Source organism: Pseudomonas sp. FBCC-B545 (assembly GCF_059134095.1).
In genome coordinates this window covers 3,429,311-3,451,511 of sequence record NZ_CP101441.1, presented here as the reverse complement: position 1 = coordinate 3,451,511, position 22,201 = coordinate 3,429,311, and the positions used below count along the sequence as shown (strand labels likewise).

Here is a 22,201-nt window from a genome sequence, read left to right as displayed (position 1 = left end):
TCCCACATGGGTTCACTGTTTCCAGACAGCCGCGTTCACCAGGTTTTGTGGCCGCTCACCCGACAAGGCCTGCAGCAGATTATCCACCGCACACTTGGCCATCGCCTCCCGCGTTTCATGGGTGGCCGAGCCGATATGCGGCGTCGCCACCACGTTGTTCAAGCGCAGCAACGGCGAGTCGTGGCTGAGCGGTTCTTTCTCGAACACATCCAATCCCGCCGCCCGGATGGTGCGTTGCTGCAACGCTTCAACCAATGCCGCTTCGTCCACCACCTTGCCGCGTGAAATATTGATAAAGATCGTCTCCGGCCCCATCAGCGCGAATTCTTCCGTGCCAATCAACTTCTCGGTTTCAGCGGTCAGCGGCAGGGTCAGGCAGACAAAATCCGCCTCTTTGAGCAAGTCCTGGAGGCTTCGGTACTGCGCGCCAAAGCGCGCCTCCACGGCCGGCTTGGGTGCATGGCTGTGGTAGATCACCGGCATGCCGAAGCCAAAATGCCCGCGCTGGGCCAAGGCTTCGCCGATGCGGCCCATGCCGATGATGCCCAATGTCTTGCCATGCACATCGCTGCCGAAGTGGGCCGGGCCGATGTTCTTGTTCCATTGGCCGGCACGCACCATGTCGGCCAGCTCGACCACACGTCGGGCAGTCGCCAGGATCAGCGCAAAGCCGGTGTCGGCGGTGGTTTCGGTGAGCACATCCGGGGTGTTGCTGAGCAGGATGCCGCGTTGGGTCAGGTAATCGATGTCGTAGTTGTCGACCCCGACCGAAACGCTGGCCACTGCTTCCAGCTTGGGTGCCAGGTCGAGCAACTGGGCGTCCAGGCGCAGGCTTGCACCCAACAGGCCATGGGCGCCGGGCAGCGCATCGCGCAGTTTGGCCAGGCCGGTCTCATCCAGTGCATCGATCAGCGTGACCTCGGCCTGCTCATGCAGGCGAGCCATCAGCGGCGCGGAGAGCTTCTTGTACAACACAACGGACTTTTTCATGAGGTTTTTACCTTCAACTCCAGGGTTGGCGCCGGCGAGCGGTCACTGGCGCCGGGCTTGAGGAAAATCGTCAGCACCACCGACAGCAGCAGCGCGCCGCTCATCAACAGATACGAAGCGCCGGGCGAACCGGTGCTGCTGTTGAGGTAGCCCACCAGATACGAGCCGCCGAACGAGCCCAGCGCGCCCATGCTGTTGATCAGCGCCATGGCGCCACCGGCGACGTTGGCCGGCAGGATTTCCGGGACGATGGCGAAGAACGGGCCGTAGGGTGCATACATGCATGCCCCGGCGATCACCAGCAGGGTGTAGGACCACCAGAAATGTTCAGCGCCCAACACGTAGGACGCGTAGAAGGCGATGGACGCAATCAGCAACGGCGGCCACACAAAACGCTTACGCTTTTGCAGCTTGTCCGAGCCCCACGACACCACCAGCATGCCGATCACCGCCGCCAGGTAGGGTAGCGCCGAGAGCCAGCCGGCTTCGACCATGTCCATCTGCAAACCGGCCTTGAGGATCGAGGGCAGCCACAGCACGAAGCCATACACGCCGATGCTCCAGCAGAAGAATTGCAGGGCGAGGATGATCACCTTGGGTGAACGGAAGGCCTCGGCGTAATTCTTCACCGCCTTGATCCCCACCTGTTCGGCGGCGAGGGCGGTTTCCAGGTCTTTTTTATGCTGTTCACTGAGCCACTTGGCATCGGCGGGTTTTTCATCCGCCAGTTTCCACCAGATAAACGCCCACAACACCGCCGGCAGACCCTCGATGATAAACATCCAGCGCCAGCTGAAATGCTGCACCAGGTAGCCCGAGACCACCGACATCCACAGCATGGTCACCGGGTTGCCGAGGATCAGGAAGGTATTGGCCCGCGAGCGTTCGGCACGGGTGAACCAATGGCACAGGTACACCAGCATCGCCGGCATTACCGCCGCTTCGACCACCCCGAGCATGAAGCGGATGACGATCAGCATATAGGCGTTGGACACCACGCCGGTCAGGGTCGCCAGGCCGCCCCAGAGGATCAGGCTGACGAAAATCAGTTTCTTGACGCTGCGCTTTTGCGCGTAGATCGCCCCCGGCACCTGGAAGAAAAAGTAGCCAAGGAAAAACAGCGCGCCGAGCAGCGAGGACATGCCCGGGGTGATCATCAGGTCTTCGGCCATCCCGGAGGCGGCGGCAAAGCCGTAGTTGGCGCGGTCCAGGTAGGCCAGGCTGTAGGTGATAAAAACGATGGGCATGATGTACCACCAACGGCGGGTGGCGAGTTTCACGGTTTCCATGGGGTTGCTCCTGAGCTTGTTGTAGTTGTGGCAACAGGTAATGGGTCAAGCAACGGATCGTGTGGGCAGTTCGCTGCGGCTGGGCAAGCCTTCCATATCGCCACGACTCTGCACGGCGCGGCTGCCGATCCAGTTACCGCGCTTCACCGCGTCGGGGAAGCTTGAGTTTTCCAGCAGGGCGCTGATCATGCCTACAGCAAAACCATCGCCGGCGCCGACGGTGTCCACGACTGTTTCGACCTTTACTGCGGCAACAAAACCCTGGTCCATGTGGGTGCGGTAATAGGCGCCGTCGGGACCGAGCTTGATCGCCACGGCTTCAGCACCCTGGTCGAGGTAGAACGCGGCGATGTCGGCTGGGTCGTCGAAGCCGGTGAGCAAGCGACCTTCACCAAGGCCGGGCAATACCCAGTCAGCCAGGCCGGCGAGGGCGTTGATTTCACGGACCATCTGCGCCTGGCTGGCCCACAGGGAGGGACGCAGGTTTGGGTCGAACGACACGCTGCGTCCGGCCTTGCGCATCTGCGTCATCAGCTCGAAGGACAGTTCACGGGTGGCATCCGACAATGCCGGTGGAATCCCGGTGGCGTGCAGATGACGGGCTTGAAGCAGTGCGGGGCTGATATCGGCGATGGACAAATGACTGGCCGCCGAGCCTTTGCGGAAGTACTCCACCTGGGGATCTGCGCCGGCTTCTTCACGGGACTTGAGTTGAAAACCGGTGGGGTGCAGCGGATCGACCGCGACATGACGGCAATCGAGCCCCTCCTTGCTCAGCGTCTCGACCACAAAACGCCCAAGGGAGTCGTTACCCACCCGGCTCAGCCAGGCGACGTTGAACCCCAGGCGCGACAAACCAATGGCGACATTGCTGTCGGCGCCGGCAATGCGCTTGTGGAACTGCCCGACCTGGGCCAGGTCGCCGGTCTGCTCGGCGACAAACATCGCCATGGTTTCACCAAACGACAGGATATCGATCTCAGACATGGGCGTTCTCCACGCGGGGTTGGCCAAGGTGGGCGAGGGTGGCGACCTGCTGCGCGGTGACCTCGATCAAGTCATCGCCCTGCAACGGAAATTCCACCGCCCGAGTAATACCTTGAGTCATGTGCTTGAGCAGTTGTTCCCACAGATGCAGGTCGGTGGCGCCGGGCGGCAAGGCCACCAGCTTGCCGTCCGGGCGGCGGGCCACGGCCTTGCAGTGCAGGTAATCCACATGCCGGCCCAGCAGGCGTGCGGCAGTGAGCGCGGATTGGTCCTGCCACTGCCAGTTGCCGATGTCGAAAGTCATCTTCACCGGCAGGCCCAGGCGTTCGACTTCGGTGAAAAACCGCTGCATCGGTTCGATGCGCCCACCGTGCAGGGTCTGGTCGTTTTCCACCAGCAGCTTGACCGGGTGGCGATTGAGCAGGGCGTGCAGGCTTTCCAGATCGTTGGTGTCGGTGAAGTAGCCGAGGGAGACTTTCAACCAGCCCGACCCGAACGCCTGGGCGCGGTCCAGGGTTGCAGCGAGTTCGGCATTGGGCTGGGCACGGCCGGCGACCCAGAGTTCCAGGGGCGACGAAAACACGCTGTTCAAGCCTTGCTCGGCGGCGGCCTGGGCCAAAGTGGCGGGGTGTTCGTTGGTCAGCAGCTCTTCACGCCATTCGATGCGCTGGGCGCCGGCGGCGCTGAGCAAGGCGACAAAACTCAATTGGCCCTGCTGGCGCACAAGCTCGGCGCCGTAGCTGGAAAGGCTGATGGAGACGGGGTATTTATGCATTGTTGTTTACCTCTGAAACCGGTTTCATTTTCGTGTACAGAACAAATGTGAGAGGGTGCTTGCTCCCGATAGCAGTGGGTCAGCTAAAGATAAGCTGACGGACATACCGCCATCGGGAGCAAGCCCCCTCCCACAGGGAGCTGGGTGGAGCCGCGGATAATCAGCTCGGGCAAGAAATCCAGGGTGCGGGCTGGTGCCGTGTCGCCGCGCAGGCGCTTGAGCAAGCAGTCGAAAGCACTGGCGCCAATCGCTTGTGTCGGCTGGGCGAGGGCGGTGATGCCGGTGCCCACCAGCGGGTACCAGTCCAGGTCATCCAGGGCGATCAGACCGACATCGTTGAACAGCTCGCAGCCCAATGCCTTGAGCGCACGTGTGCAGGCCAGCGCAGCAACACCGTTGGCGCAAAAAAGCGCCTTGGGGCCGGGCTTGGCCAAAAAGGTCTGCAAACGGCTTTCCAGTTCGTCATCCAATTCAACCACGGCACCGGTCAAGCCTGGGCGCCGGGCAATCTCGGCCTTGAAACTCTCCAGGCGCTCCAACCGCGAGCTGGTGCCATCGGTGGCCTCGCTCACCAGCAGTACATCGCGGTAGCCCTGCTGTTCAAGATGTTCCACCGCGATACACACCGCCGCCGGGTTATCCAGGCCCACCAGGTCGCTGTGCAAGGGCTCGACCTTGCGGTCGACCAGCACCAGGGGCATTTCCCGTTGCAGTTCCAATAGCTGGTCGAGGTGGTGGCCGAGGGTGTTCACGATCAGCCCTTCGATGTTGTACGAACGCAACGCCGCCAGGTGCTGGCGCTCCTGCTCGTCATCGCGGTCGGTGTTACACACCACCAGGCTGTAGCCGTGCTGGCGGCAGGCGGTTTCGACGCCGTGCATAACGGCAATGGAATAGGGGTTACGGATATCGGCCACCAGCATACCGATCAGGCGCGTGCGCCCCCGCTTGAGGCCGCGGGCCATCTGGTTGGGGCGGTAGCCGAGTTCATCGATGGCCTGTTCGATACGCAGGGCGATGGCATCGGAGAGCAGGGCGCGGTCATCGCCGATGAAGCGCGAGACGCTGGCCTTGGACACGCCAGCGCGCTCGGCGACGTCGAGCATGGTCACGCGGCTGCGCTGGGCAGCGGAAAAGTTGTTCACGGTCATTGACCTTCTGTTCTTATTGGAATGACTGAAACCGGTTTCAGGAAACCATTAAAGTAGGAAAGTCGTCAAGAAATTGTAGGACGTGACCGGATGACCGGGTATTCAGCGAAACACGCTCACCCAGGTTGCAGCCAGCAGCACTAGCGCCATCGCGCGATTGAACCATTGCATGGCTTGGGCCGACCGCAGTATCCGGGCTGAACCCGAGCCCAGCAGTGCCCACAGACCCAGGCAGGGGAGTGAAATCAGAAAAAACACCAAAGACAGGTACATCACCTGGCTCTCGCGTTGCGCGCCAGTACCCGCAAATACGCTCACCACTGCCAGCGCCATCACCCAGGTCTTAGGGTTGACCAATTGCAACGCCGCGGCACCGGACAGGCCCAAGGGTTCCTGCCTGGCATCGGCCTGGATGGCTTGAGCCGGGGCGCTGAAGATTCGCCAGGCCAGGACACTCAGCCAGGCTACGCCGACCCATTGCATCGCGGTTTGCACCTTGGGCATTTGCACCAGCGACTGGCCGATCCCGCAGCCCACCAGCAGCACGATCCCCGCAGCTCCCGCGCAGGCACCGAAAATGATCGGCAGCGCAGCCTTGAAACCGTAACGGGCGCTATTGCTCAGCACCAGGATATTGGTGGGCCCGGGGGTAATGGAGGCGACGAATGCAAACAGCATGAAAGGGAACAAAGCGGACTGCATGGCGGGGAGACTCCGATGAACCAATCGATGGAGTCGAGCTTCACAAACCCACGCGCTACCTGTCTGGAAGATTTGAGCAACGTTTGCGATAGGCCGCCGGGGTCAGGCCGTAGGCGCGCATAAACCAGCGACCCAGGTGGCTCTGGTCGGCAAAGCCCAGCAGAGTGGCCACTTGCGCTGGCGGCTCGCCTTTAGCCAACAAGTGCCGGGCACGCGCCAGGCGCAGTTGCACCAGATAAGCATGGGGTGCCAAGCCGAAGGCGCTCTTGAAGGCACGGGTCAGGCGGAAGCGGTCGACGTTGCAGGCCCGCGCCAGTTCATCCATACCCACGTCGTGATGCAGATGTGCATGCAGATATTCCCGGGCCTTGTGGGCCACCTGTGGCAGACGCGGGTCTGGGTGATAACGGGTGCGCCAGTAAAGTTGGCCGGTGATGAGCTCCAGCAACTGGTCCATCGCACGCTGGCGCACGATGCGCAATTCGCTGCTGTGCAGCGACTGGAACGCTTGACTGGTGGCCAACGCCAGGCGTGGGTCGCAGATCAAGGTATTGGCAAAGCTCAACTGGCTGTTGGCAGGTGCCTCTTCAAATACCGCACTCACTTCCCGCGCCAGCCATTGCGGGTCGAGGTAGAGCATGTGATAGGTGAAGCCATCTACGGTTGGTGCGTCGCCGTCATGCAACTCGCCGGGCTCCAGTAGGAACACCTGGCCGGGTACACTGTTATGGCGGGTGCGGCGGCAATTGAACTGCTGCACGCCTTGTTCGGTGACGCCGATCAGGTAGCTATCGTGCCAATGGGGGTCGTAGGCGTGGCCTTCGAAATGCGCGCGCAACGTCTCGATGCCGGTGTCGGCGTCCTGGGACAGGTCGATCCAATTGTGCGCGGCCATAAACCACCGAGATGGAAAAGTTAAGCGTATTCATGCTCGGCGGTTGTGTGAGCGTCTAGAAGGTTTGTGCAGCCCTAGCCGAACAGCCCGGCGGCGATGTTGATCGAAAACCCCAGGATGGCGGTATTGAATAGAAACCCGATCAACGACTGCCCCAGCACAACTTTGCGCAGGCCACGGGTCGCAACGCCCACGTCCGAGGTCTGCACCGCCACGCCGATGGTAAAAGAGAAATACAGGAAATCCCAGTAATTGGGGGTGAGCAAGCCTTCGGCAAAGCGCAGTGCCGGCTCCTTGCCCTGCCAGGTGTAATAGAGCCTGGCGTAGTGCACGCTGAAAATCACCCCGATCAGCAACCATGAGCCGATCACCGTCAAGCCGGTAAAGCCGTAATGCAACAAACGCTCGGAGCTGGCCAGGTCCTTGCTCCCCACCAATTCGAAGGTGATGGTCGCCAGACTGGCGATGGCGGCGATGCATACCATGAACAGCACCAGGCCGGCGTTCTCGTCTTCGATTTCGGCGATGCGCTTGACGTCCTCGGCCTTGGCGCGAATGGTCAGCGACAGCATCAGTACCAGGTAAGTCCAGACCCCGGCGTTCCAGCCGATGAGGATTTTGCTCGCGACGGTGTCGGCCGGGGCCAGGAGGCCGACGGCGAGGCCCAATACGGCGGCGGATGAGAGGCGAGGGTGGGTGCGGGCGAGGAAGGGCATAGGCACTCAAAACACACGGGGGACTGAGTGCCCAAGCCTATTCGAACGCGTGCGTGCTTGAAAGCGCCAAATGCAGCCTGATAAGCCAAATGTTTGCAGTATTTTAATAGTCAGAGTCTATGCCTGTAACCTCCACCGCTCCATTGGTAAAGCTATAACCCGGTTCGGAGCTATTACCTTTAACTTCAAAACTGATGGTTGCGCTGAACGTTTGCTCGTTGCTGTTAAAGTCATAAGTGACGCGGCCACTGTCCGCGCTGTCAAGTCGATAGAAATCATTCCCTACTGGATACCAGACGAGTACTTGAAACAATTCGTTATCGCCGACCGGCGCTGCGTCAGCCTGTGAGGGAGCGTCCGCACTAAGAAGCAAGTAAACCTTCAGGAGGCCTGCGGAGAAGTTACTGTCCTCGGTCTCTACCCTTACCTGATAGATATCAGTGGTCTTCATGCTGACCTTGGTTGATCTGTATTTGTAAGATTGGTTTAACGAAGTATCGCTTTCGTACTTGCCCGTTGTGCGTCGAAACTTATTTTTACCCAGCATGATCAATCTCCTTGACTGGATCGAGGGATATTTCTGTTGTGCAGAAACGTTGATTCACCCTCAATCTAGCGCGGAAGAAATCTCTTGCATACTGTCAGAATTGACAGTCTAAAAGCTTGATTCCTTAGATCATAAATACCTTATCGACGCCTGCGCACCAACTTCATCACCACCACAAAAAACACCGGCACGAACACCACTGCCAACGTCGCCGTGATCATCCCGCCGATCACCCCCGTACCAATCGCCTGCTGGCTCGCCGAGCTGGCCCCGGTGGCAATCGCCAGCGGTACCACGCCGAGGATAAACGCCAGCGAGGTCATGATGATCGGCCGCAGCCGCAGCCGTGCTGCCTTCAAGGTGGCTTCGATCAAGTCCTCACCCTGGTCATACAGGTCCTTGGCGAACTCGATGATCAGGATCGCGTTCTTCGCCGACAGGCCGATGATGGTGATCAGGCCGACCTTGAAGAACACATCGTTAGGCATGCCACGCAAGGACACGGCCAGGACCGCACCCAGCACACCCAGGGGCACCACCAGCAACACCGAGGTGGGTATCGACCAGCTTTCATACAGCGCTGCCAGGCATAGGAACACGATCAGCAGCGACAGCACCAGCAGCAACGGTGCCTGGGAACCGGACAGGCGTTCCTGCAAGGACAAGCCGGTCCATTCCTGGCCCAGGCCCGCAGGCAACTGGCTGACCAGGCGCTGGATTTCCTCCATGGCCTCGCCGGTGCTGTGCCCCGGCGCCGCTTCACCGCTGATGGCGATGGCCGGGTAGCCGTTGTAACGGGTCAGCTGTGTCGGGCCTTGGGTCCACTTGGCTTCGACAAAGGCCGACAGCGGCACCATCTTGCCGGCGTTGTTGCGCACGTTGATCTTCATCAGGTCGGCGACCTGGCTGCGCTGGTCGCCTTCGGCTTGCACCACCACGCGCTGCATGCGGCCCTGGTTGGGGAAGTCATTGATATACGCCGAACCAATTGCCGAGGAGAGCACATTGCCGACGTCGGCAAACGAAACACCCAGGGCATTGGCCTGCTTGCGGTCGACTTCCAGCTGCACTTGTGGCGCTTCGGCCAGGGCGCTTTCGCGCACGTTGGCCAGGATCGGGCTTTTCGCCGCCGCGTCCAGCAATTCGGTACGTGCGGCCATCAACCCGGCATGGCCGACGCCACCGCGATCCTGTAAGCGGAACTCGAACCCGCTGGAGGTGCCGAGGCCGTCCACCGGCGGTGGCAGGACTGCATAGGCAATCGCATCCTTGAGTTCGCTGAAGGCCATATTGGCGCGGTCGGCAATCGACGCCGCCGAGTCATCGCTGCCGCGTTCCGACCAGTCTTTGAGCGTGGTGAACGCCAGCGCCGCGTTCTGCCCGGCGCCGGAGAAACTGAAGCCCATGATCATGGTGGTATCACCCACCCCCGGCTCCTCGGCGTTATGCGCCTCGATCTGCTCGGCAACCCGCACCGTACGGTTCTTGCTGGCCCCTGGCGGCAACTGGATATCGGTGATGGTGTAGCCCTGGTCTTCCACTGGCAGGAACGAGGAGGGCAGGCGGCTGAACAGCAGCCCCATACCCACCAGCAATACCAGGTAGATCAGCAGGTAGCGGCCGCTGCGCTTGAGGGCGTACGCCACCCAACCTTCATAGCGATTGGTGAGTTGGTCAAAGTTCTTGTTGAACCAGCCGAAGAAACCGCCTTTGGCGTGGTGCTCGCCCTTGGCAATTGGTTTGAGCAAGGTGGCGCACAGGGCCGGGGTCAAGGTCAGGGCGAGGAACGCCGAGAACAGGATCGAGGTGGCCATCGACAGCGAGAACTGCTGGTAGATCACCCCCACGGAACCTGGCATGAACGCCATCGGCAGGAACACCGCCACCAGCACCAGGGTGATACCGATGATGGCCCCGGTGATCTGGCCCATGGCTTTTTTCGTCGCGTCCTTGGGCGACAGACCCTCGGTGGCCATGATGCGCTCGACGTTTTCCACCACCACGATGGCATCGTCCACCAGGATGCCGATGGCCAGCACCATGCCGAACATGGTCAGTACGTTGATCGAGAAACCCAGCAACAGCATGGTGGCAAAGGTGCCCATCAGCGCAATCGGCACCACCAGGGTAGGGATCAAGGTGTAGCGCACGTTCTGCAGGAACAGGAACATCACCGCAAACACCAGCGCCATGGCCTCAAGCAAGGTGTAGACCACCTTGGTGATCGAGACCTTGACGAACGGCGAGGTGTCGTAGGGGATCTTGTATTCCACATTGGCCGGGAAATAGCGCGACAGTTCGTCCATCTTTGCCCGCACCAGGGTTGCGGTGCTCAGCGCGTTGGCGCCCGGCGACAATTGCACGCTGACGGCGGTGGAGGGCTTGCCGTTCAGGCGAGTAGAGAACTGGTATTCCTGGCTGCCGACTTCGACCCGCGCCACATCACCGATGCGCACGGTCGAGCCGTCGGGGTTGGCCTTGAGCACGATGTCGGCGAACTCCGCAGGGGTCGACAATTGGCCCTTGACCAGGATCGCCGCGGTGATTTCCTGAGTATTGGTGCCTGGCAAGTCACCGATGCTGCCCGCCGAGACCTGGGCGTTCTGCGCGCTGATCGCGGCGCTGACGTCAGCCGGCGTGAGATTGAAACCGATCAGCTTCTGCGGGTCGATCCAGATGCGCATGGCGCGTTCGGCGCCATACAATTGGGCCTTGCCGACGCCGTCCAGGCGTTTGAGTTCGTTCATCACGTTGCGCGCCAGGTAATCGCTGAGCGCCACGTCATCAAGCTTGCCGTCGTTGGAGGTCAAGGTCACCAGCAGCAGGAAGCCGGCGGAGACTTTTTCCACCTGCAAGCCTTGTTGGGTCACGGCTTGCGGCAGTCGCGGCTCGACCACCTTGAGGCGGTTCTGCACATCCACCTGGGCCATTTCCGGGTCGGTGCCCGGCTGGAAGGTCGCGGTGATCGTCGCCGAACCCAGGCTGCTCTGGGATTCGAAATACAGCAGGTGATCGGCACCGTTGAGCTCCTGCTCGATCAGGCTGACCACGCTTTCATCCAGGGTCTGGGCCGAAGCACCTGGGTACACCGCGTAGATTTCCACCTTCGGTGGCGCGACGTTGGGGTACTGGGCTACCGGCAACTGCGGGATCGCCAGGAAGCCAGCCAGCAGGATAAACAGGGCCACCACCCAGGCAAAAATCGGGCGGTCAATAAAGAACTGCGGCATGACGGGTTATTCCTTTACGAGCGGGCTGTCGTCCACTTCAACTTTTTCACCGGGGCGCGCGTGTTGCAGGCCCTCGACGATGATGCGGTCGCCGGGCTTGAGGCCGCTGGTGACGATCCAGCGATCCTCGATCACCGCACCCAATTCCACCGGTTGCTGGCTGACGGTCTGCTCGGCGTCCAGCAGCAGCACCATCGGGATGCCGGCACTGTCACGGGTGATGGCGCGTTGCGGCACACTGATGCCTTGCTTGTCCACGGCCTGCTCCAGGCGCACCCGGACGAAACTGCCGGGCAACAGGTCGAGGTCCGGGTTGGGGAACTCGCTGCGCAGCGTGATCTGCCCGGTGCCAGGGTCGACGCTGATCTCGGCGAACAGCAATTTGCCCGGCAACGGGTACAGGCTGCCGTCATCCTCGATCAGGGTGGCCTTGGCCTGGTCCTGGCCGACCTGCTTCAAGCTGCCGGCGCGAAAGGCGCGGCGCAGGTCATTCAACTCTCGGGTGGACTGGGTGAGGTCAGCGTGGATCGGGTCCAGTTGCTGGATGATCGCCAGCGTCGTGGCTTCGTTCTGGCCGACCAGCGCGCCCTCGGTGACCAGGGCGCGGCCGATGCGCCCGGAAATCGGCGCCGTCACAGTGGCATAGCCCAGGTTCAACTTGGCACGCTCGACGGCGGCCTTGTTGGCGGCGATTTCGGCGTTGGCCTGGCGCAAGGCAGCACGGGCGTTATCGTATTCCTGGCCGCTGATGGCGTTGCCTTCGACCAACTGGCTGTAACGCTGCTCCTGCAAGCGTGCCTGGAAGGCATTGGCCTCGGCCTTGCTCAGGTTGGCCTGGGCGCTGTCCAGGTCAGCCTTGAACGGCGCGGGGTCAATACGGAACAGCACGTCGCCCTGTTTCACATCGCGCCCTTCGTTGAACACCCGCTGCATGACCACGCCGGCAACCCGGGCGCGCACTTCGGCAATCCGTGGCGCGGCGATACGCCCGCTCAGTTCGTTGGTGATGGACAGGGGCTTGGCCTGCAGGGTTTCAATGCGCACTTTGGCCAGGGGCATTTGTGGCGCCTCGTCTGCTGACTGGCCACACGCGCTCAGCGCCAGTGTGAGGGCCAGCAGGCAAAACGGCGCAAATAGATTCTTCGACATGCTCTTATCCCAATATTGACTGGCGCATCCTAAGGACACCTGCGCCGTGGTGCTGTGAAGCTGTGTAGGTCGTGTGTGAAGAAGTGTAAGGTACGGCCCATAGTAGGCAGGGGGCGTATATCCTTGCACAATCCTGCAATTATTGAAGGTTCAATGTGGGAGGGGGCTTGCCCCCGATTGCAGTGTTTCAGTCAGCTTATCTATAGCTGACACACCGCTATCGGGGGCAAGCCCCCTCCCACATTGGATCCCTGTACACCCAGCAAACAGTATTTATTGGAAACACCTCCATGCCCAACATCCTCCTGGTCGAAGACGACGCCGCACTCTCCGAGCTGATTGCCAGCTACCTGGAACGCAACGGCTACCACGTCTGCGTGCTCAGCCGTGGCGACCATGTGCGCGAACGTGCGCGCCTGAACCCGCCGGACCTGGTGATCCTCGACCTGATGTTGCCGGGCCTCGACGGCCTGCAGGTCTGCCGCCTGTTGCGCGCCGACTCGGCGGGCCTGCCGATCCTGATGCTGACCGCCCGCGACGACAGCCATGACCAGGTACTGGGCCTGGAGATGGGCGCCGACGACTATGTCACCAAGCCCTGCGAGCCGCGTGTGCTGCTAGCCCGGGTGCGCACGCTGCTGCGCCGCAGCAGCCTGTCCGAACCCCAGGTGGCCAACGACCGGATCATCATGGGCAACCTGTGCATCGACCTGTCGGAGCGCACCGTGACCTGGCGCGAGCAGGCGGTGGAGTTGTCCAGCGGTGAATACAACCTGCTGGTGGTACTGGCCCGGCATGCCGGCGAAGTGCTCAGCCGCGACCAGATCCTGCAGCGCCTGCGCGGTATCGAGTTCAACGGCACCGACCGCTCGGTGGACGTGGCGATCTCCAAGCTGCGCCGCAAGTTCGACGACCACGCCGGCGAGGCGCGCAAGATCAAGACTGTGTGGGGCAAGGGCTATCTGTTCAGCCGTTCCGAGTGGGAATGCTGAACCATGTTCCGTGTGCTGCTACGCCTCTACCTGATCACCATCGTTACTTATAGCGCGGCGATCTTCCTGATTCCCAAGCTGGTGATCCAGCTGTTCGAACACCGCTACATGGACTACAACGTCGAGCAGTCCCGTGGCCTGCAAAAACTGATGGTCAAGCAATACCAGCGCGCGCCGGTGGAGCGCTGGTCCCAGGTCACCGACCAGTTGAGCCAGGATTTCGCGCCGTTGAAGGTCGAGCTGCTGCTGCGCCAGGACGCCCGCTACACACCCCAGGAAGAACAGCTGCTGGAGCAAGGCAAGCCGGTGATCCGCCTGGGCGAGTGGGGCTGGATGGAAGAAATCAGCTCGCCGATCAACCAGCAGTTCGCGGTCAAGCTCACCGTGCCGCCGGATCCGCTGGACATGAACCTGCTGTATTGGTCGATGAACGTGCTGATCGGCGCGGCACTGTTGGCGTGCCTGCTGGTCTGGCTGCGCCCGCACTGGCGTGACCTGGAACGCCTGAAAAGCACTGCCGCACTGTTGGGCAAGGGCCACCTGGGGGAGCGCACGCGACTGCCGCCCAGTTCCAGCATCGGCAGCCTGGCGGCTGTGTTCGATACCATGGCAGACGATATCGAGCACCTGCTCAACCAGCAGCGTGACTTGCTCAATGCGGTCTCCCATGAACTGCGCACGCCGCTCACACGCCTGGACTTCGGCCTGGCCCTGGCGCTTTCTGAAGACTTGCCCGAGGCCAGCCGCGAACGCTTGCAAAGTCTGGTGGCGCATATTCGCGAGCTGGACGAACTGGTGCTGGAATTGCTGTCCTACAGTCGCCTGCAAAACCCGGCGCAATTGCCCGAGCGAGTAGAAGTGGCGCTGGACGAGTTTATCGACAGCGTGCTGGGCAGTGTCGACGACGAGCTGGAAAACCCGGAGATCGTCATCGATGTGGTGCTCGACTGCACGGTTGAGCGTTTCAGCCTCGACCCGCGCCTTACTGCCCGGGCGTTGCAGAATTTGCTGCGCAACGCTACGCGTTACTGCGACAAGCGCATCCAGGTGGGCGTCAAGGTGTGCCCCAACGGCTGTGAAATCTGGGTGGATGACGATGGCATCGGCATTCCGGCGGATCAACGCGAGCGCATCTTCGAGCCGTTCTACCGCCTGGATCGCAGTCGTGACCGCGCCACCGGCGGTTTCGGCCTGGGCCTGGCGATCAGCCGGCGTGCCCTGGAAGCCCAAGGCGGCACCTTGACGGCCCTGGCGTCGCCCCTGGGTGGCGCGCGGTTTCGGGTGTGGTTGCCCACTCGAACCGATTAGAAAAACCGCAGGGAAGGGCGCACACTGTGCGCCCCGCTTTACCCGAGGAGAGATTGGCAATGACTGGTGTTCACACGTCTGCTCAACAGGGTTTCTCGACCCAGGCCGTCACTTACGCCCAAGGCCGACCGGACTATCCGCGCCAACTGACCGCCTGGCTGGCCGAGGCGCTGCAGATCAATTCACAATCGACGGTGGTCGACCTCGGCGCCGGCACTGGCAAGTTCACCCGCTTGCTCAGCAGCCTGGCGCCGACGCTGATTGCGGTCGAGCCAGTGGCAGAGATGGGCGCGCAGTTGGCCAAGCTATTGCCGGATGTCCGCCTGCTCGACGGCACCGCCGAGTCCATCCCCTTGGCGTCCGCCAGCGTCGATGCCCTGGTGTGTGCCCAGGCATTTCACTGGTTCTCCACCCACGCTGCCCTGGCGGAAATCCACCGTGTGCTCAAGCCTGGCGGGCGACTGGGGTTGGTGTGGAATGTGCGCGATGAGTCGGTGGACTGGGTGGCGGCGATCACTGAGATCATCACCCCGTATGAGGGCGACACCCCGCGCTTTCACACCGGGCGTTGGCGCGAAGCTTTCACCGGTGAGTACTTTGGCGCTCCGCAAGTGACCTGTTTTGCCTACCAGCACGTGGGCAGTCCCCAGGAAGTGATCATGGATCGATTCCTGTCGGTGAGCTTTATCGCGGCGCTGCCCCCTGCGGAAAAAGCCAAGGTCACCGCGCAATTGCGCACCTTGATCGATACCCATCCCGCCCTGCAAGGCCGCGATACCGTAGCCTTCCCGTACCAGACCCAGGCTTACCTGTGTGAGCGACTGAGCTAAAAGGCATAAAGTCAGATCACATTGGTATAAGTGGTTATAAGAAAAATCGCTATCCTGCGGCCAGAAATTTATAAGGCCGCAGGTAGTTGTAATGGATGCAGGTAATTTTGGTTTCGTGGTGGCCGGCCTGATCGTGGGGTTTATCGTGGGCATGACCGGTGTCGGCGGGGGCTCGTTGATGACGCCGATCCTGTTGTGGTTCGGTATCAACCCGGCCACTGCGGTTGGCACCGACTTGTTATATGCCGCCATCACCAAGTCCGGTGGCGTGTTGGTGCACGGCAAGAACAAGAACATCGATTGGAGCATCACCGGCTGGCTGACCTTGGGCAGCGTGCCGGCAGTGTTGTTGACCTTATGGTTCCTCGCCAGCCTGCACACCGACCCCAGCGCAATGAACGCCGTGATCAAGCAGGCCCTCGGCGTGGTGTTGCTGCTCACGGCCCTGGCGATCCTGTTCAAGAAAAGCCTGTTGGCCTTTGCCCAGCGTCATGCCGGCGACGACTACCATATGCGCCCGCGCAACCTGAACGCACTGACCGTGGTCACCGGTGCGATCCTTGGCACCATGGTGGCCCTGACCTCCATCGGCGCCGGCGCCCTGGGCACGGTGGCGCTGTTTATCCTCTACCCGTTCCTCGCCACGCGGCGGCTGGTAGGCACCGAGATTGCCCACGCCGTGCCCCTGACCCTGGTGGCGGGCCTGGGTCATGCGAGCATGGGCAATATGGATTGGCACCTGTTGGGCTTTTTGCTGATGGGATCGTTGCCGGGAATCTACTTTGGCAGTCATATGACCGGCCGAATTCCTGACGGCGTGCTGCGCCCGTGCCTGGCGGTGATGTTGATGGCCGTGGGTTACAAGCTGGCGTTCTAAGCTGCACATTTGCCCCAGTAAGTGTTGCTCCAGCAACAGCCTATCGACAAATCACTGTGATCCCCGACATTAGCCGCCGGATGATCCAAGTTGGCATTTCTGCTGCGACACCCATGGCGCGGGCCTTTGCCTGAGTCTGGCACGCTTGCTGCTCCAGCAGCCTTACATCCCTTTGTGTGAGGTAGTGTTCGATGAGCCAGCAAGCCGTGAAATTTGCCTATTGGGTACCCAACGTCAGCGGTGGGCTGGTGGTGAGCAAAATTGAGCAACGTACCCATTGGGGCATCGACTACAACCGCAAGCTGGCGCAACTGGCCGAAGCCGCCGGCTTCGAGTATGGCCTGACGCAGATTCGTTTCACCGCCGGTTACGGCGCCGAAAACCAGCACGAGTCCGTAGCGTTCAGCCATGCGTTGCTGGCGGCAACCACCACGCTCAAAGTGATCGCGGCGATCCTGCCAGGTCCCTGGCAACCGGCGCTGGCGGCCAAGCAATTGGCGACCATCGACCAGCTCACCAACGGCAGGATTGCGGTGAATATCGTCAGCGGCTGGTTCAAGGGCGAGTTCCAGGCCATTGGCGAACCCTGGCTGGAGCACGATGAACGCTACCGTCGTTCCGAAGAATTCATCCGCGCCCTGAAAGGCATCTGGACCCAGGACGATTTTACCTTCAAGGGCGACTTCTACCGCTTCAACAACTACACCCTCAAGCCCAAGCCGTTGGGCCATCCGGAGGTTTTCCAGGGGGGCAGCTCACGGGCGGCGCGGGACATGGCGGCGCGGGTGTCGGACTGGTATTTCACCAATGGCAACACCCCCGAAGGCATCAAGGCCCAGGTCGATGATATCCGCGCCAAGGCCGCTGCCAACCACCATTCGGTCAAGGTCGGCGTGAACGCCTTTGTGATCGCCCGCGATACCGAAGAAGAAGCGCGGGCCGTGCTGGCAGAAATCATCGACAAGGCCGACCCGGAGGCCGTCAACGCCTTTGGGGATGCCGCCAAACAAGCGGGCAGGGCATCACCGGAGGGTGAGGGCAACTGGGCCAAGTCCAGCTTTGAGGACCTGGTGCAGTACAACGACGGCTTCAAGACCAACCTGATCGGCACACCACAACAGGTCGCCGAGCGTATCGTCGCGCTCAAGGCCGTGGGTGTGGACCTGGTGCTCGCAGGCTTCCTGCACTTTCAGGAAGAGGTGGAGTACTTCGGCACACGTGTATTGCCGCTGGTGCGCGAATTGGAAGCCGAGGCTGGGGTCCAGCGGGTGGCCTGAGGTCACTTGTCGACGTGGCGCTGGAGTTGTCATACCCATGCCTATCGCAGCATGGGTATCGACACAACGTGGGTACGCCACTGGATCTGTGGGAGGGGGCTTGCCCCCGATGCGGTGAGTCAGCCCCAGATGTATTTACTTGCACTCCCTCATCGGGAGCAAGCCCCCTCCCACAGGGTCCAGCGGCATACTCAAAGTTGTGTAGAGACCTTTGTCTATGGCAGGCAAGCCAGTGTCCACGCAGGTGTGGTGGACTCAAGCGTTGGTTTGCAGGGTCAGCACCTCAAACCCATCTGACGTTACCGCCACCGTATGCTCCCATTGCGCCGACAGGCTGTTGTCCTTGGTCACCACCGTCCAGCCGTCCTTCAGGCTGCGCACCTTGGCGCTGCCCTGGTTAAGCATCGGTTCGATGGTAAACACCATGCCCTCGCGCAACTCCAGGCCAGTGCCGGGGCGGCCGAAGTGCAGGATTTGCGGTTCTTCATGCATCTGCCGGCCGATGCCATGGCCGCAGTATTCGCGCACCACGCTGTAGCCGTTGGCCTGGGCGTGGCTCTGGATCGCATGACCGATGTCACCCAGGCGCGCGCCAGGCTTGACCTGGCGGATACCGGCCCACATGGCTTCGAAGGTCATTTCCACCAAGCGTTTGGCCTTGGGCGCCACGTTACCGATCATGTACATCTTGCTGGAGTCGGCAATAAAACCGCCTTTTTCCAGGGTGATGTCGATGTTGATGATGTCGCCGTCCTTGAGGAACTGCTTGGCGCTGGGCATGCCGTGGCACACCACTTCGTTGATCGAGGTATTGATGGAAAAGGGGTAGTCGTACTGGCCCAGGCTGGCGGGGCGGGCCTTGAGTTCGTGGCGGATGAAGGCTTCGACGGCGCTGTCCAGTTCCAGGGTTGAGCGGCCGGCGGCGACGAAGCCGTCGAGCATGTCGAACACCTGGGCCAACAGGCGCCCGGATTCACGCATCACGGCCAATTGCGCGGCGGTCTTGACCATCAGCTGCGCCCCCGGATCAGATCGGGCTTGTCCAGCAAAAGCTTGTTGATCAGCTCGTTGTAGGGCAGGTGCGGGTTGAGTTCGGCGAGCAGGCCGATCTTGATCCAGAATTCGGCCTGGGCGTTGATGGAGCGATCCATGGCGGCGCTGGCCAGGCGAAGCTGTTCGTGCAGTTGGTCGGTGATCTTGACGATGCCCATGAGGTTTCACTGTTCGGGGGTTGATATACAAAGCGTATACGTTTCGTATGTTTCAAGTAAACCCCACGGGCCAGATTACCCGCCTGATAGTTGCTACATGTTGCCGAAAAGAGCTTCGGCTCACTTTGCTGTTTACCCTGATGTGCAGGGTTAAACGTTTAATCGAAGTGGTTCGACGATTATTTCAAGGCTGCAATCTGCTTCATATTAAACGGTAGGTTGCTTATGAGGAAAAGTTACAACAACGCCGGGATTTGCCGAGTAGGCTTGGTGAGTACAGGCGTCTGCCAGGGTTGGCAAGACGGGGCAGGCCAGCGCCTGCCAAGCCCATAAGAAACTGATTGGCAGTCTCAAAAAAGGAGAGGTTGGCCATGCTTTCGGAACTTGAACTTCGCAGCATTATTGAAGGAAGTTTTCTGCCTAAACGGTGCGAATGCACCAAAGCCGAGGATGCTTCGTTGACGATCAAGGTGTATGACGACCGTGACCGTGACCGGGTGGACTTGGAAGTCAAAGGTATAAACGCTGACAAACTCGACAGCAGTCGAGCCATTTGTAACCTGATCGCCGGTTTGCGTGAAGACCTCAAACACACCCAGACCCACACCCCCGCCCTGCGTCGAGCAGGAGCGCGCGGTTATTTTTAGTTAAGGCTTGAATTTAAGTTGACCCAGGGCCTGGCATTCGCCGGGCCCGTTGCTATGCGCGTCAGCCCAGCTGATGACGGTACGGCAGGTCGGGTCCGGTCTTGGTACAGGTCAACGCAGCCGCGCGAATCGCAAAGCCGAGCATGCTGTCAATTTGTGTGCGCGTCAGCTGCTGCAGACCCTCCAGTGAATCCAGCTGCTGCTCGGTCAGCCAGGCAATCAGTGCCGCCTGGAAGGTATCGCCGGCACCCACCGTATCGGCCATCACCACCTTGACCGCCGGCTGAGACCAGTTGCCGTGCTGGCGACTGAATACCGAAGCGCCGTCGCCGCCACGGGTGAGAAACACCAATTGGCAACGATGCTGCAGCCAGCCTTGTACTACGCTTTCCGGTGACTGGCTGGGGTAGAGCAGATGCAAATCTTCGTCGCTGACCTTGATCAGGTCAGCATGCTGCACCAGTTGCGCCACGCGCTCGCGCCACAGCTGGATATCCGGCTGCGGGTTAAGGCGCACATTCGGGTCGAGGCTGATCAGGCGCTTGCCGCTCTCGCGCTTGACCAGGTTCAGCAGGGTGTCGCCAACCGGCTGCACCACCAGGCAAAACGACCCGATATGCAGCCCACGCACCTCATCACCCAAGGTTGGCAGATGCGCCGTTTGCAGTTGGCGGTCGGCGCAGCCTTCGCCACGGAAGCTGTACTGCGGCGAACCATTGGCACCCACGGCCACCATCGCCAGGGTGGTCGGCGCGTCGAATTCCACCAGGAAGCGTTCGCTGACGCCTTCGTCCTTGAGCACCTGCAGCAAGCGGCGACCGAGGTAATCGGTGGACACGCCGGCAAAGAATCCCGACTCGATGCCCAGGCGACGCAGGCCCACCGCCACGTTGAATGGCGAGCCACCGGCAATGGCCTTGTAATTGAGCTTGGCCGGCTGCCCACTGGCATCTTCCTCGCTGAAAAAATCAAACAGCGCTTCACCACAAACCAGGTACATAGTCGTTCGCTCTTAAAGGGATGCCACGTGCTGTTGATAACGCTCATACGCCTGTTGATAGGCACTGACATTGGCTGACATTGGCAGGGTGCGGCTGGCCGGGTCGATGCTCACGCATTTGTCGCACAGGCTGGCCAGGGATTCGCCGCTCTGGCACCAGGCCGCCTGGATCGCCGCGCCCAGGGCAGCGGCCTCGCTTTGTTCGGTACAGACCACTTCGGTGTGCATGATATCGGCGACCATCTGCCGCCACACCGGGCTTTTCGAGCCGCCGCCGATCAGGCGGATGCTCTGGCTTTGCAGGCCGGTGTGGCGCAGCAGGTCCAGACCGTAACGCAGGCCGAACGTGGTGCCTTCAACCACGGCGCGGCACAGATTGGCGCGGGTCAGGTTGGTCATGGTCAGGCCATGCAGGCTGCCGGTGGCGTGGGGCAGGGCGGGCACGCGTTCGCCATTGAGGAACGGCAGCATGCTCACGCCATCGGCACCGATAGGCGCCTGTTCGACCAGGGCGTTAAAGGCATTCAGGTCCAGTTCGAACAGCTCGCGAATCACGCCGGTGGCGTTGGTCAGGTTCATGGTGCAGATCAACGGCAGCCAGCCGCCACTCGACGAACAAAAGGTCGCCACCGAGGCCTGCGGGCTGACGTTGGGCTGGTCGGCAAAGGCATAGACGGTGCCCGAGGAGCCCAGGCTCATGGTGATCACGCCGGGGGCGATATTGCCGGTGCCGATGGCGCCCATCATATTGTCGCCGCCGCCGCTGGACACCACGGCCTTGGGGTTGATGCCCAGGCGTTCAGCGATGGCTGGCAGGATAGTGCCCACCGCCTGGCCGGCGTCAATTAACGCAGGCAGGGCCGCTTCGAGGCGACCGCTGGGGTCGATGTGCCTGAGCAGCGCCACATCCCAGGTACGGCTGCGCACATCGAAATAACCGGTGCCGGAAGCATCGCCGTACTCGGCGCAGGCGCGGCCGGTAAGCCAGTAGTTGAGGTAGTCGTGGGGCAGCAGGATATGGGCGATGCGTGCGAACACGTCCGGGTGCTGCTCGCGGGTCCAGAGCAGTTTTGACACGGTGTAGCCCGGTGCGATCGCCACGCCCAAGCGCTCCAGGGAGCCACTTTCGCCGCCCAGGTGGTGCAGCAGGCGGTCATTCTCGGGGGTGGTTTCGGTGTCGCACCATAGCTTGGCCGGGCGCAGCACTTCACCTTGCTCATCCAGCAGCACCAGGCCATGTTGCTGGCCGGATATGCCGATACCGAGGATGTCCTGGCCATCCACGCCGGCCTGTTGCAGGGCGCGGTGGGTGGCTTCGGTAAAGGCGTCGAGCCATTCCTGGGTGTGCTGCTCACGGCGGCCATTGGCGCCGCTGATCAGCGTATGCGCGGCGGCGCCCAGGCCCAGTACCTTGCCGCTGGAAGCGTCGAGGACGATGGCCTTGGTGCCTTGGGTGCCGCAGTCGATGCCGAGAAACAGGTTTTGCTGGGTCATGAGGATTTGCTCAGCAGTATTATTTTTGGATTGGTAACCCGGTCAAGTGTGGGAGGGGGCTTGCTCCCGATGGCGGTGGTTCAGTCAAATATCCTTTACTGACCTACCGCCATCGGGAGCAAGCCCCCTCCCAC

General features: G+C 61.3%; 21 protein-coding genes. 6 read left to right on the top strand and 15 right to left on the bottom strand.

What is annotated here, in order from left to right:
• Window positions 1-12: 12 nt before the first annotated feature.
• The 11 genes from NMB39_RS16070 to NMB39_RS16020 all read right to left on the bottom strand — a co-directional run bounded on the left by NMB39_RS16070 (window position 13) and on the right by NMB39_RS16020 (window position 12,431).
• Window positions 13-990, bottom strand: a complete 978-nt coding sequence (locus NMB39_RS16070; RefSeq protein WP_057022485.1) for an NAD(P)-dependent oxidoreductase — start codon at window positions 988-990, stop codon at window positions 13-15.
• The gene (locus NMB39_RS16065) at window positions 987-2,279 is read right to left on the bottom strand and encodes an MFS transporter (RefSeq protein ID WP_057022484.1); all 1,293 of its coding nucleotides are present in this window, start codon (window positions 2,277-2,279) and stop codon (window positions 987-989) included. The genes NMB39_RS16070 and NMB39_RS16065 overlap by 4 nt, the downstream gene beginning before the upstream one ends.
• 45 nt (window positions 2,280-2,324) lie before the next feature.
• A complete protein-coding gene (locus NMB39_RS16060) occupies window positions 2,325-3,266 on the bottom strand; it encodes a sugar kinase (RefSeq protein ID WP_494340445.1) in 942 nt (313 codons plus the stop codon).
• Window positions 3,259-4,041, bottom strand: a complete 783-nt coding sequence (locus tag NMB39_RS16055; RefSeq protein WP_046067924.1) for a sugar phosphate isomerase/epimerase family protein — start codon at window positions 4,039-4,041, stop codon at window positions 3,259-3,261. The genes NMB39_RS16060 and NMB39_RS16055 overlap by 8 nt, the downstream gene beginning before the upstream one ends.
• 83 nt (window positions 4,042-4,124) lie before the next feature.
• On the bottom strand, window positions 4,125-5,186 hold the full coding sequence (locus NMB39_RS16050) for a LacI family DNA-binding transcriptional regulator (RefSeq protein WP_124356115.1): 1,062 nt from the start codon (window positions 5,184-5,186) through the stop codon (window positions 4,125-4,127).
• 108 nt (window positions 5,187-5,294) lie between these two features.
• Complete coding sequence (locus NMB39_RS16045; RefSeq protein ID WP_057022480.1) at window positions 5,295-5,894, bottom strand: LysE family translocator; 600 nt, start codon at window positions 5,892-5,894, stop codon at window positions 5,295-5,297.
• 55 nt (window positions 5,895-5,949) lie between these two features.
• Window positions 5,950-6,789, bottom strand: coding sequence for an AraC family transcriptional regulator (locus tag NMB39_RS16040; RefSeq protein ID WP_057022479.1), 840 nt, complete (start codon window positions 6,787-6,789; stop codon window positions 5,950-5,952).
• A 74-nt stretch (window positions 6,790-6,863) separates the two neighbouring features.
• Window positions 6,864-7,505: a DUF1345 domain-containing protein gene (locus NMB39_RS16035; RefSeq protein ID WP_057022478.1), complete on the bottom strand. Its 642-nt coding sequence runs from the start codon at window positions 7,503-7,505 to the stop codon at window positions 6,864-6,866.
• A gap of 103 nt (window positions 7,506-7,608) precedes the next feature.
• The gene (locus tag NMB39_RS16030) at window positions 7,609-8,052 is read right to left on the bottom strand and encodes a hypothetical protein (protein WP_494340446.1); all 444 of its coding nucleotides are present in this window, start codon (window positions 8,050-8,052) and stop codon (window positions 7,609-7,611) included.
• Window positions 8,053-8,192: 140 nt separating this feature from the next.
• Complete coding sequence (locus NMB39_RS16025) at window positions 8,193-11,282, bottom strand: multidrug efflux RND transporter permease subunit (protein WP_494340447.1); 3,090 nt, start codon at window positions 11,280-11,282, stop codon at window positions 8,193-8,195.
• A gap of 6 nt (window positions 11,283-11,288) precedes the next feature.
• Window positions 11,289-12,431: an efflux RND transporter periplasmic adaptor subunit gene (locus tag NMB39_RS16020; protein ID WP_494340448.1), complete on the bottom strand. Its 1,143-nt coding sequence runs from the start codon at window positions 12,429-12,431 to the stop codon at window positions 11,289-11,291.
• 290 nt (window positions 12,432-12,721) lie between these two features.
• On the opposite strand from NMB39_RS16020, the gene NMB39_RS16015 reads away from it, so the two are divergent.
• From NMB39_RS16015 to sfnG, 5 genes are all read left to right on the top strand, one after another.
• Complete coding sequence (locus tag NMB39_RS16015; RefSeq protein WP_043051055.1) at window positions 12,722-13,423, top strand: response regulator; 702 nt, start codon at window positions 12,722-12,724, stop codon at window positions 13,421-13,423.
• Window positions 13,424-13,426: 3 nt separating this feature from the next.
• Window positions 13,427-14,731 (top strand): ATP-binding protein, encoded by a 1,305-nt coding sequence (locus tag NMB39_RS16010; protein ID WP_046067931.1) that lies wholly within the window; start codon window positions 13,427-13,429, stop codon window positions 14,729-14,731.
• 59 nt (window positions 14,732-14,790) lie between these two features.
• On the top strand, window positions 14,791-15,561 hold the full coding sequence (locus tag NMB39_RS16005) for a class I SAM-dependent methyltransferase (protein ID WP_057022474.1): 771 nt from the start codon (window positions 14,791-14,793) through the stop codon (window positions 15,559-15,561).
• 91 nt (window positions 15,562-15,652) lie between these two features.
• The gene (locus NMB39_RS16000) at window positions 15,653-16,438 is read left to right on the top strand and encodes a sulfite exporter TauE/SafE family protein (protein ID WP_057022473.1); all 786 of its coding nucleotides are present in this window, start codon (window positions 15,653-15,655) and stop codon (window positions 16,436-16,438) included.
• Window positions 16,439-16,629: 191 nt separating this feature from the next.
• Window positions 16,630-17,715 carry a dimethylsulfone monooxygenase SfnG gene (gene sfnG / locus NMB39_RS15995; RefSeq protein WP_057022472.1) on the top strand — a complete coding sequence of 362 codons (1,086 nt, stop codon included), beginning with the start codon at window positions 16,630-16,632 and terminating at the stop codon, window positions 17,713-17,715.
• 255 nt (window positions 17,716-17,970) lie between these two features.
• Here the strand turns inward: sfnG and map are convergent, their stop codons facing one another.
• Both map and NMB39_RS15985 read right to left on the bottom strand, forming a co-directional pair.
• Window positions 17,971-18,726, bottom strand: a complete 756-nt coding sequence (map, locus tag NMB39_RS15990; protein ID WP_057022471.1) for a type I methionyl aminopeptidase — start codon at window positions 18,724-18,726, stop codon at window positions 17,971-17,973.
• On the bottom strand, window positions 18,726-18,926 hold the full coding sequence (locus NMB39_RS15985; protein WP_003190946.1) for a ParD-like family protein: 201 nt from the start codon (window positions 18,924-18,926) through the stop codon (window positions 18,726-18,728). The genes map and NMB39_RS15985 overlap by 1 nt, the downstream gene beginning before the upstream one ends.
• 371 nt (window positions 18,927-19,297) lie before the next feature.
• On the opposite strand from NMB39_RS15985, the gene NMB39_RS15980 reads away from it, so the two are divergent.
• The gene (locus NMB39_RS15980; protein ID WP_046067938.1) at window positions 19,298-19,573 is read left to right on the top strand and encodes a DUF1652 domain-containing protein; all 276 of its coding nucleotides are present in this window, start codon (window positions 19,298-19,300) and stop codon (window positions 19,571-19,573) included.
• A gap of 61 nt (window positions 19,574-19,634) precedes the next feature.
• On the opposite strand, the gene NMB39_RS15975 is transcribed toward NMB39_RS15980, so the two are convergent.
• On the bottom strand, window positions 19,635-20,573 hold the full coding sequence (locus tag NMB39_RS15975) for a carbohydrate kinase family protein (protein ID WP_057022470.1): 939 nt from the start codon (window positions 20,571-20,573) through the stop codon (window positions 19,635-19,637).
• A 12-nt stretch (window positions 20,574-20,585) separates the two neighbouring features.
• On the bottom strand, window positions 20,586-22,067 hold the full coding sequence (gene xylB / locus NMB39_RS15970) for a xylulokinase (RefSeq protein WP_464005654.1): 1,482 nt from the start codon (window positions 22,065-22,067) through the stop codon (window positions 20,586-20,588).
• Between the last annotated feature and the right edge of the window lie 134 nt (window positions 22,068-22,201).